This is a genomic window from Candidatus Latescibacterota bacterium (genome assembly GCA_019038625.1).
In the GTDB taxonomy this organism is placed as follows: Bacteria; Krumholzibacteriota; Krumholzibacteriia; order Krumholzibacteriales; family Krumholzibacteriaceae; genus JAGLYV01.
In genome coordinates, this window is sequence record JAHOYU010000074.1 from 1 (window position 1) to 10,924 (window position 10,924).

The following is a 10,924-nucleotide window of genomic DNA, read 5'->3' on the forward strand; positions in this document are numbered from 1 at the left end:
TATTATGCCAGAAAGCTCTACTTTTAGATTCTCCGAATTTGGGGGAAGCTTACGGTGGGACTTCGATTCCAGGGTGCTGTCTCTGACAACGCCCGTCAATAGTGACTGCGACTCAAAAGCCCGCGAGATGCTGAAAGAAAACAAGGATAAGACAATCGCCAGTCTTGTAGCTGAGTTTGGCGAGGATCAATTTGAAGCAAAAAAGGCCAATTTCATCGATCTGGGACCAAAGAAATTTTCGGTCCTCGGCTTCCACAATAGGTTCTATGAGCAAGCTAGACGGGCCTTTGTAGTTGGAGCGTACTACCCGTCTTTAGTTGGCGCCTGTGCCCTCGGTGAGCGAATTCTGAATCACCTACTGTTGGCACTGCGCGATGACTACAGGTCCGAGCCCTCTTATAAGAAAGTGTATCGGAAATCTTCGTTCGACGATTGGGCCTTAGCTATCGATACGCTTGAAGAATGGGGTGTTCTGGAGGTGAATGCTAGCGATGCTTTTCGGGCGCTAATGGAAAAACGCCATTCTGCCATTCATTTTCGGCCCGAGACAGATACAAATGATCGGCAATTGGCCCTTGAGGCTCTTCAGTGTCTCGGGGAAGTAATCGCTTATCAGTTTGCAGGGGCAGGGCTTCTGCCATGGTTTCTGAATGACATCGCTGGAGAAGTATACATTAGACAAGAATGGGAGAAAAAGCCGTTCATTCAAAAGGTCTATCTGCATAGTTGTGCGCGCGTGGGACCATGGCATGAAGTAGTTGAAGTTCATCCTAAATGGAAAATCCGAGACCGTTTTCCGTATGAAGACCGCGAAATCTCAGATGACGAATTCGTGCGATTGCGAAAGGAAGGGCCGTCGCCCAGCTAACACGAGCTTACACCTGACATGGCCGCCCCTCGCCCATGGCAGTGTTGCGCCAATCGTTTTTGCAGGTGACGCCAACGGTTTAGATGCACAGTAAATATTGGACGGTGAGTTCGTGCCTGAACATGTATTGCAGCACTATCCATTCGTGACCGGCAGAAAAGCCCACTGCGCATGGGAGTTCGATCTATCGAAAGCGGTTCTCCGGTTCCTCACCGAGTTGGATCCCGACTATTTTGTTAATATTGCCGAGATACATTTAGCAAGAGTTGAAGAGAGCGAGTGCCAGTCTTCCGCTATTGCTCTTAGGTCGCTATACCTTCAGGGACTGGAAACCCTCTTTGCAATGCTGGGCGCGTTAGTGCAGGCACCCGGTGCGATTCCGGCTTGGTTGTTAAAGTATAAGAATCACGAACTTGACGAGTTGGTGGCGGATCTCCAAGCAGGTCGGCCTATTTTATCTTGTGTAAATTCCAAAATTGAAACCTGGAATGACCTCTCATCTGTTGTTCATGCTGGAATGGCCGTTGACGTGGAGAAGAAAGATGAAATATCGACAGTATTTGGCGGACTGTGGCGTAGGTTTGCGGGCGACTTTCTGGACAAAAAAATGCGACTGGAGTACAACAGCATAAAACATGGGCTGAGAATCAAACCAGGTGGCTTCGCGCTCGCAATTGGAAGGCAGGAATCGCCGGAGGTTCCGTGTCCTCCGGAGCGAATGCAAAACATGGGCGGAAGTAAGTTCGGTTCGGCATACTACACCGCAGAGGAATTGGATTCTAAGGGGCTGAACTTCAGAATACGCCAGCAGTCGGTCAATTGGAATCCGCAGAATATGTTCTGGGGTGCGAAGTTGATCAGTTTGTCGCTAAACAACGTAATCGCCTGTCTGCGAGCGGTAAACAAGGGGGAGCGGGAAGACATTTCATTTAAGTTCCTAGAGAACCCCGAAGAATTCGACAAGCCCTGGTCTCACGCCGTAGGAGTCATGTCGTTCGATTTTGCTCTGAACTTGTCGCCAAACCAAATCCAGCCTATGCGAAAGGAAGAGATTCTGGCTCGCTACGAAAAGAGGACCGGCGAAAACACAGAATGAGTCGTGGCTTCAATATTTTTCACCTGACAAGGTCGTTTGTCACGCGCCGAGCAGGGCCAGGTCCGCACCAATCGTCTTTGCAGGTGAAACAAACCTTATACGGACAAGAAATGGACGCAGATCGGGGGAAGTGAGTTGAACGAAGCCGAATTGGTGGAGCGAGTTTACGATCATGTTGAATCTGGCGACGTAGATAAGGCGGTGTTTGCGTGTCTGCGATTGGCAAGAAAGATCGGTGACACGTTCAACGCAATTATGTTTTTACGTGAATTGAATGCAGACAAAGAACAGTTCGCGGATCAGTTTTTTCACGAAACAGAGAAATTGAATAAAGAGGCCCGCAGTTTTTTGTGGGAGCGAACAGCCAAGCGTTGGATCGCGGAAAGGACTGTTCGTTCGCCGGGTGACGGTAACTCGGATGAGTCCAAAGTTCTCGATATGGGTGTTGGCGATTTGAGTCGCGAAGTCGATCAATTGGAGAAAGCGATACAAGATATGGCGTTGCCGGAAGGCATGGGGGCCTATGATGTAGCGGCGTTTACGGACCAGTTGTCCGTGCCAAAAGCACTTCTGCGTCACAAAATCCACATGTGTAACACGGTGGTTGAGCGTATTCGCGCTAGGTGTCTGGACTACGCCACGAGAACCGAGCGAGTACTTAAAACGGCGGCCGACGCGACCGGATACTTAGGAGAGTTGCAGGTCGAAGTTAACAGCTACTATGCTGAACGTTGTCCTGACGCCTATGCTAAGCTGATCAAAGCAGGAAGCCTCATCGGTTCGAGTGACACAGAAGATCACGCTCTGCTTCTTGCGACGATTCGTAGGGCGGTGCATGTAATCGCCGACTACCATTTCCCGCCAAAGGAAACTCCCTATTTGTGCTTGGATGGAAAAGAAAGACATCTGGGGGCTGAGCAATACTTAAATCGCCTCCAGGAATTCTGCCGTTCGATAGGAGGGGACGGTTCATCGAATAGTCTGTTTCTGGCGGAAATGGACTATCTGGCGGCGTTTGTCCGAAGGCTACATGAATCTGCGTCAAAGGGCGTACATGCTGAAGTTACTTCAGCCGAGGCAAAGCAAGGTCTTCTCGGGTTGTATATGTTTCTTGCGAATCTGATCGCCAAACTGGAGTCGAGTGAGGGAGAAGCTTCAAAGTCTAGTGATTAGGTGCGTGGTGTTGCGCGTATAACACTTATGAGGACTCCCCGTGTCAACAGGGGGTCAGCCGCTATTGGGGAAGTCATAATGTCTAGATTGATCTGAGGTAACTTTTGGCTAAAAAGAGGACTGCAGTTCCTGCCGCTGTACTCGCTGACGTGATGCTCGCGTCGGATTCGACATGCTGTCACTGTAGAACCCGTGGTAAAGCAGTCCAATTGCACCACCTTGACGAAGACCCAAGCAACAATAACATCTCGAATTTGGCGGTTCTTTGTCTCGAGTGTCATAACCAGACCCAGGTGTCGGGCGGGTTTGGCAGAACGCTGAGCGAACCTATCGTTAGGAAATATAGGGACGAGTGGCACACACGAGTCGAATCTCGGCGTGACGAGGCTGACAAGAACGCTATATCGCTGATCACTGAAGCAGGTGCCGAGATGACCGCCGACACTGTAGAGATTTTTGAGTACTCAGAGAAGAGAGCGACCGAACGGTTACGCTTCGTGAACGCTTTGCCTGAACTGGGTCGGCAATTGAGAAACAACGCGCAGGTGGAGTGGGATTCAGGGGTCACTTCTCGTATGGTGAATGGGTCATATGACTACATCAATTCGCTCAAGGGTCTCCTGGTCCAGATGGCGCGGTTTTATCCCGACGGTACGTTCGATGACCCTCAAACATTCTTTTCCGAACAAGTCGCGTCGCGATTTAGGTGGCATCGGTCCTATGCGGTTCCCGACGGACCGGGAACGGCCGGAACAATTGTTAATGTAACGGTATCGGGCGCTGTAGTTGACGATGTCGAAAAGATGGTCGAAGAGATGGCGATGGCGCTTGTAGGATACGACGATCGATTCGATTGGCGAAACTGGCCCAAGTTGTGGGAGGGAAGGCAATCTAAGAGCTTGCACCAGACAAAGTCGTTCTCGCCCGTGGTGGTGTCGCGCCAAGCCGCCCTTGCAGGTGAAGCCTACGTTGACACCAAGAGGAGACAATGGCGATAACCGACAAAACCCGAAAGTTACTCTGGGGACGTGCAGGTAATCGCTGTGCATTGTGCCGCTGCGAACTTGTCGTTGACAAGACTGACGCGGATGAAGAATCCGTTGTTGGGGAGGAATGCCATATCGTTTCCCCAAAGCCGAGCGGGCCTAGGCACAGAGCCAATTATCCTGTTGAGAAATTCGATTTGGTTGAAAACCTCATGCTCCTTTGTAGAGTTCATCACAAGGTCGTCGACGATCAAGTCGAGACCTACACCGAGCAACTATTGCGAGACCTTCGAAAGAACCATGAGCAATGGGTATCGGCGCGATTGGAGGAATCTCCAATCGAAGTTACTCCTCGCATACGGCGAATTCCGGATAATATTCCTGAGTTCTTGGAGCGGTTGGAGACGGGCCGTGGATTGATCGAGGTCGTACAGGGCGCTTACGCGAGTTCGTTCGATCATGAAGAGCTTGAGTCTGCTGAAGAGGTCCAGCTTGTTGGTGGTTTCTTGCAGGAATTGCATGACTGGGCGGAAACATGGCCTGATCTTGAACCAGTTCATAAGACCAAAGCCACATATAATCTGTCGCAATCGCTGAGAGGCTTGGAAGCGAAAGGGTTTTTCGTTTTTGGAGCAAAGGAGGTGCAACAGCTAGAGAGCGGCCAAGGGCCTGCTTCCCCCTGGCCCTTGGCGATCATTCGGGTTCTCCGCAACAGCAGCCCTACTATTAGCATCGTTGAAAAGCGAGAGGACTCAAGCAGCTAGTAGGCCGTTCGTCAAGCGCCTGGCTTGCGCCTGTTTATGAATCCAGAGCCCCTTGATCGGCTTGGATGGACGTTCCGATAGATCCAGATATACTAGCTGCCTCTTCCACTACTCTCACGACATCCGCTAACAATCTCTGTGCTGCAATTTGGAGTCCTTCCAGTGACGGTGGTACTTCCGCCAATAATCCTGTAACGCAAGTGTGGTAGGCTTCTTCAAAATCCGCCGGGCTGGCCAGCAATTCTCGCAGGCCACTGCCGACTCCGGCTGCTAACTCGCGCCAGTCGTCAACGAAGCGGCACTTCATTGCTTCAAGCCATGAGTCTGCCCAAGTGAGCAGAGCATCTTCGTCTTCCCCAGTGGCCAAGCGCGCAATGGCAACTACACGACCGAGGTCTTTGTTACTGCGCTTGACGTCATCCCGGCCTCCGAAACCACCAGACATCGCCTCGGGACCAATTTTTGGATGTTCAAGTAGGTTGGCCAGAGCCATCATTTCGGGCCTAGCGATAAAAATCCCGAATTCCGTCTCAAGAGGCTTAAAGTTGGTCAACGACAGGTAGCCAAAACTGCAGATTGTGAAATCGCCATACTTGGTCTGCATTCGCTGCCAGGTTTTCCGCCGATTCGCTGCTGACTCGGGAACGGTCAGCAATTCCAAGAACCAATCCTTCTTCTGCGGGGGGTGTAGGCGAACCATGGGTAATTGATCATCCGGAGTGTTTTCATTGCCTGGGACGGTCCATTCACCTTCAGACCGAAGGCTCCATTTGGCGTGTAGCAATTGCTCGGTGATAGCGACTCCCGCCTGCACGGCCTCAATGTTCGGCGACAACAGACAATCGGCATCCTTGGTGCGCACTACCATCTTTTCCGCCTGACCAAAGTATCGGAAACCCACCGCAAGACTGCCGATAATAATCATATTCCCTTTGCAGTCAGCGGGAATGGCTGCTGCGATCTCCCGCAAAACCATGGCGGGCGAGACTCCACTAAGTGCTGGAACGCGATCAGTCATTGTAACTCTTTCCTTGAGATTCGAGATAGGTCATGAACTCGTGAGCCTGCTTTTTCAGCCGACCGTGAAATAGATCCAATAAACACTCCACGGGATCGGCGGTCATTGAACCATCGACTGCTGGCGCGAAAAATGATTTCCGGCGCCTAAGAAAATGTACGGCCAAGCGGACCGGCTGTTCAGGATCTCGAGTTTCCTTGAGCCCGGGATCGATCCGGTCCATTGGCAGATGCACCGACATCTTGTCGTGGGCATGCACGCAAAGATCTAGACGCGGTGCGCCGACCAAGTCAAGGTCTCCGAAGTGTCGCTGTGCGCCGATCCCCCCACCTATCGCCAAATCGGGCCGCTGTAAACTAACAATTCGTTTATAGAGGGAGTTGATTGAACGGGGCTGACCGGAATGGTCAGTGTACATCACGGTTGCGCGAGCACTCTTTGCCGTTGCTGCGAACTCGCGCCACATTTCTTTCGGAAAGTATCGTAACTGGACTCTACGGTCGGAGTTTCGCTCAATGGCCGAACCCAGTTTATCCAAAGCCTTGGCCACTGTGCGATAGGAACAGCCTACCGTTTTGGCAATCCCATGAGACGTCAATAGCCCACGACCCTCTATCCAACTCAGAATAAGAACTCGAAAAATCTCCGATTGCAAGTTCGGACGCGGCAATACAATTTGATTTTTTCCCGGAAGTTCACTCTCAAAGTGGAGAATATCGTTGATCTGGAAAGGGGCATCCGTGGATCCATCGGTAAGCTTGCCATTCCTTGCAGCAAAGTAATTAAGGCGACGAGCGATATCGGGCTTCAATGCATCCCAGGTAGCTCGAAATTCTACTTTGAGACTTTCTTTTCCCATTTTTGGGTCTATGAGTAGCAGATAGCCGTTTTTTTCTGGATCAAGAGTGAGATAGTGGACGATTTGAAGCAATACGTTGCGGAAGTCTCTAACACCAGTCAGTTGCTTCTTGACTTCTACAATGGTGTTATCGTCTTTGTAATCAACTTGATACATAATATTGACCCTCAATGTGAGAACTATTTTCTGCGCTATTAGTATACCATGAACACAATGCCGTAGCAAGTCAATACGAAACTCGCGGGTCACTATTGCAGTCGCAAAGCAGTTTTATTCTCGCAAGTCAGTACTGTAATTGCAAGTCAATTTATCGGCATCTCAGCAACGTCTTTAAGAGGAAAAGACTGGGGACCACCATTCAGCTGACACGCAACGATCGATTTGTAGCCATGCACTGAATCTCGGTAGCTTGCGATTGTCGGGGATTGCCGTCAAGAATATGGAAGGTCAGCTAATGAACACCATATTTTCCCGGGACCAGGATCGAGACCCGTAGCTGAAAATGCCTGCTTGATGGAAACGCATACGGTGTTACGATATTCTTCAAACATACATTGGATCGATGTAGCATCGGCTTTCCATAAAAAGGGGATCAGAAAGTGAAACCTTCCGAATGCCTAGAAGGACTCAGCCTACATGGCGGATGGAAAGTGAAGTCTATTATTCGCCGGTTACCGAACAGTACAGGAGGCCATTTCTCCATAGGATATCTTGTGGAGGACAGCACAGGCAGAGAAGCTTTCTTGAAGGCATTAGATTTTTCCGGAGCATTTCAAAGCCCGGATCCTCCGCGAAAACTCCAAGCCATGACAACAGCATATAACTTTGAGCGAGATCTACTCGCGAAGTGCGAGAATCGGTCGCTCCGACGAATCGTGACTCCAATATCAGACGGGACCGTGAATGCCCCAGGCAATCACGGTCTTTTAGGAAATGTGCCATATTTGATCTTCGACTTGGCCTCTGGAGACCTTCGCGGCACCGTTCAAAAACTCGGAGCTTTTGACCTCGCATGGTCACTGCGAACTCTTCACCAAACAACAATCGGACTTAGACAGCTTCATTCTGTTGGCATTGCTCATCAGGACTTAAAACCCTCCAATGTCTTACTTTTTGCTGACTCAGGGGCAAAGGTAGCTGACCTGGGTAGAGCCTCGGATATTGCTGCAAGTTCTGAAACCGACCGGTTTCCTATCCCCGGTGATGTCGGATATGCACCCCCAGAGCAAACCTACGGATGGCGTTTATCTTCCGATTTCTATCACCGTTACATTGCCGATTTGTATCATCTTGGCAGCATGTTGTTCTTTCTGACCTGTGGCATCTCGGCAACCCATGCTCTGCACCATAAGATTTCTGTGGCTCAAAATAAATCTTTCACTCGAACTGACTTCCTCAGGGATTTACCTTATATCGAAAATGCCTTTGTAGAAATTCTAGTCGATCTGCGGTCCACCATCTCTCCCTACGCCCAGGATCTCACTGACGAGATCGTTCTTATCGCCGAACAGCTTTGCCAGCCAGATCCCCGCAGACGAGGAGATTCGAAAGTCCGATCTACGTTAAAACCACAGCACGACCTCCAGTCGTATGTCTCAAGATTCGATCGCTTAGCGCGACGAACAGAATTGAGATTCAAATGAGTGGCACGTTCGACCAATCGAAACGACAAGTGATCCCCAGATGGTTGAGCTATCATGCCAGCAATGCGCTTCAGCTTCTTAGTTCCGAGTCCTCCTCTCGAAGCACTTTATCTAGAACCAGAGCTGGCTTATCCGCTCAAGAGAAGTGGCAAAATGACAACAACTTGAGTCATGCCGTGGATTTCGTTGGCGAAGCCATTGTTATTTCGGATTTTGACAATGCCCAAGCTCTAGATGCAGCGAAATTCATTCTGACCAACGTCTCCTCTGAAAAAAAACACGTCCGCGCCCTTGCGAAACACTATGTCGACCCTAGGGATGATATCAGTGAAGATGATCAATTTGCCGTTAAAACTGACCCAATAAATTCTCGAATCAGCTCCCTAAAATCACGAACGGCTACCCATCCAATTGACCCGATCTCGTGGGCAGACCTCTCGCTTTTATACGCGATTGCTGGAAGCCGATCCAAATCAATTCGCTGTATGTCAGTTGCCCTAGGGCTCAGCAAAGGCAACCGGTTTGTTCTACGTTCTGCTGCACGTTGTTTTGTTCATTTTGGCGAACCTGACAGAGCTCTCGATATTATTCGGAAGTCAGCACAATGCAAATCAGATCCTTGGATTGCAGCATCTGAGATCGCGATCGCTGAGTCTGCAGGATTAAAGAATCGATGCCTGCGGCCTGGTCGCCAACTGGTTGCAAATGACAACCTTTCTCAGTTTTCCCGCAGCGAACTTGCAGCCACGATTAGTACTCTTGAATTGGCACATGGTTCGTCACGCAAAGCAAAAGTATTTATGCGAAAGGCATTGCTCGAGCCAACAGAGAATTCTCTTGCCCAAGCGGAATGGATGGCCGCCAATCTCAGTAGTTCTCCGACAGTAGAACTGGAAGAATACCCCGCCTCATATGAGGCTCGCGCCCAGCACTACTACCACTTGAAGGACTATGACAGGACTATCCAGGCGGCCAGACTGTGGGCAGATTTTCAACCCTTAAGTTCTCGGCCGCTTGCACAGGCCTCCTTCATTGCTTCTGTAGTCCTGAATGATGACAGTCGATCTATTTCGCTGCTCAGAGACTCCGCTCTTGTACGTCAATTCGATCCGATACTGACAAACAACTATGCATTTGCCCTAATGCGCCAAGGCCGAATATCAGAAGCCTCGGAACTCTTGAGGCGAATCGATAAAAGGTCTTTACCGCTTAGAGAGCAATTGATTCTATCAGCAACGAACGGACTGCTGGCATTCAAACAAGGAAACCCAGAACAAGGACGGGACCTATACAGTCTGTCTGTAAAGGGACTTGACGGACTCGGCGAGTATCGTGGTGCAGCCATCGCAAAGTGCTTTTGGGCGATCGCAGAAATCGATTCTGAGAGCGATTTTGCCAAAGCCACTTCGGCAGACGCAATGAAGCGCGTTAAAAAACAGAAAATGACGGAACTGGACGTCTACACCAATATGCTGAAAAACGCCAATCCATAGCGGAGATCTTGCCTGTGTAGTCCCGACATCCAGTTAAGATGCGGACTCATACCGTCACGCTGCTGCTATTGAATCATACCGGCTCATTGGCAAGAATATCATCGATTGAATCCCCTCCAGGTCCGTTGCCAATCAACCTGATCGCTGCTGATTGAGCTCCAACAAGAATACGAGGAACTCCTCATCGCTGGCACCAGCGTGAATTCCAGATTCACCAGTTGCGTCCCCATAGGCTTTTGCTACACAGACATCCAGCTTTTTGTGCGCATCCGACAGCCAGCGCGGCATTTCGTTATAAAGGGCTGTAAGCGTTCGTTTCTTCAACTTCATTTCAACTGGTGCATCGATCGGCTCAACAATGCAGTATTCGCCGCCTTCGCCGCCAGTATCGCCATTCCTTATTGAGACATCCCAAGGACCGCCTTCCGCAGCGGCAAATGTGTGGACCTTTTGTCCGACCCATTCCGGCGGGTTCAGCCAACGAGTCCGCATTGCATCCAATTCCCGAGCAGCCTCAGCAACTGCTAGGACCTCGGACGAATCATCGGGTTCTTGGCCGAGCGGCCACGGAAACGGGAACGTATCGAAACATGATGTTGGGGTATAGCGAGTTCCACTACTTGCTTCACGGAGCTGAGTGGCCTGACCTCGAGACCAAATCTCATGGAATCGCGAATGTAGAATACCCAAAAAATAGTCATCAACCCTAGCAAATGCGATCAGGGAACTATCAGGCATTGTCGGGGCCGCAATCCATGCAAACAGCCTATGCTTTGCAACTCGCGTCGTAACGAGATATTTTCCTAATCCACTAAACGCCGCCCGCATCGCAGGTCGAGGCCGAACATGTCGCCAGTAGTACTGGCGATAAACTTCGCGCTGATTGCGCTCGCGTTCTGGTTTGATGTGCTCCAAAACGTGCTGAAATGGCCTCTCGTATTTTGCCGCCTCCCTCTCCTCCATTCTCGTTGGGTATTCCGGCCAACTCGGCCACCGATTCCGGCAACACTCGGCCACTGATTCC

At 50.3% G+C, this 10,924-nt stretch carries 10 protein-coding genes; 7 read left to right on the forward strand and 3 right to left on the reverse strand.

Features of this window, described 5'->3' with window-relative positions; all coding sequences use genetic code 11:
* The 5 genes from KOO63_05245 to KOO63_05265 all read left to right on the forward strand — a co-directional run.
* A partial coding sequence (locus KOO63_05245; GenBank protein MBU8921207.1) for a hypothetical protein occupies positions 1-868 on the forward strand: 868 nt, incomplete at its 5' end.
* Between the two features lie 97 nt (positions 869-965).
* Positions 966-1,964: a hypothetical protein gene (locus KOO63_05250; GenBank protein ID MBU8921208.1), complete on the forward strand. Its 999-nt coding sequence runs from the start codon at positions 966-968 to the stop codon at positions 1,962-1,964.
* A 135-nt stretch (positions 1,965-2,099) separates the two neighbouring features.
* Entirely contained in the window at positions 2,100-3,137 is a 1,038-nt protein-coding gene (locus KOO63_05255) for a hypothetical protein (GenBank protein MBU8921209.1), read from the forward strand.
* A gap of 497 nt (positions 3,138-3,634) precedes the next feature.
* Positions 3,635-4,135, forward strand: coding sequence for a hypothetical protein (locus KOO63_05260; GenBank protein MBU8921210.1), 501 nt, complete (start codon positions 3,635-3,637; stop codon positions 4,133-4,135).
* Complete coding sequence (locus tag KOO63_05265) at positions 4,126-4,887, forward strand: HNH endonuclease (protein ID MBU8921211.1); 762 nt, start codon at positions 4,126-4,128, stop codon at positions 4,885-4,887. Before KOO63_05260 ends, KOO63_05265 begins: the two co-directional genes overlap by 10 nt.
* 34 nt (positions 4,888-4,921) lie before the next feature.
* Here KOO63_05265 and KOO63_05270 read toward each other — a convergent pair whose 3' ends face one another.
* Both KOO63_05270 and KOO63_05275 read right to left on the reverse strand, forming a co-directional pair.
* Positions 4,922-5,905: a hypothetical protein gene (locus tag KOO63_05270; GenBank protein ID MBU8921212.1), complete on the reverse strand. Its 984-nt coding sequence runs from the start codon at positions 5,903-5,905 to the stop codon at positions 4,922-4,924.
* On the reverse strand, positions 5,898-6,920 hold the full coding sequence (locus KOO63_05275; protein ID MBU8921213.1) for a hypothetical protein: 1,023 nt from the start codon (positions 6,918-6,920) through the stop codon (positions 5,898-5,900). Before KOO63_05275 ends, KOO63_05270 begins: the two co-directional genes overlap by 8 nt.
* A 443-nt stretch (positions 6,921-7,363) precedes the next feature.
* Between KOO63_05275 and KOO63_05280 the strand changes: the two genes are divergently transcribed.
* The gene (locus KOO63_05280; protein MBU8921214.1) at positions 7,364-8,407 is read left to right on the forward strand and encodes a protein kinase; all 1,044 of its coding nucleotides are present in this window, start codon (positions 7,364-7,366) and stop codon (positions 8,405-8,407) included.
* On the forward strand, positions 8,404-9,900 hold the full coding sequence (locus KOO63_05285; GenBank protein ID MBU8921215.1) for a hypothetical protein: 1,497 nt from the start codon (positions 8,404-8,406) through the stop codon (positions 9,898-9,900). The genes KOO63_05280 and KOO63_05285 overlap by 4 nt, the downstream gene beginning before the upstream one ends.
* 132 nt (positions 9,901-10,032) lie before the next feature.
* On the opposite strand, the gene KOO63_05290 is transcribed toward KOO63_05285, so the two are convergent.
* The coding region (locus KOO63_05290; protein ID MBU8921216.1) for a hypothetical protein at positions 10,033-10,924 on the reverse strand (892 nt) is incomplete at its 5' end.

Bases quoted from the DNA above. Each gene is read 5' to 3' on its own strand.
- KOO63_05265 (MBU8921211.1), top strand. From the start codon at position 4,126: ATGGCGATAACCGACAAAACCCGAAAGTTACTCTGGGGACGTGCAGGT.
- KOO63_05270 (MBU8921212.1), bottom strand. From the start codon at position 5,905: ATGACTGATCGCGTTCCAGCACTTAGTGGAGTCTCGCCCGCCATGGTT.
- KOO63_05275 (MBU8921213.1), bottom strand. From the start codon at position 6,920: ATGTATCAAGTTGATTACAAAGACGATAACACCATTGTAGAAGTCAAG.
- KOO63_05285 (MBU8921215.1), top strand. From the start codon at position 8,404: ATGAGTGGCACGTTCGACCAATCGAAACGACAAGTGATCCCCAGATGG.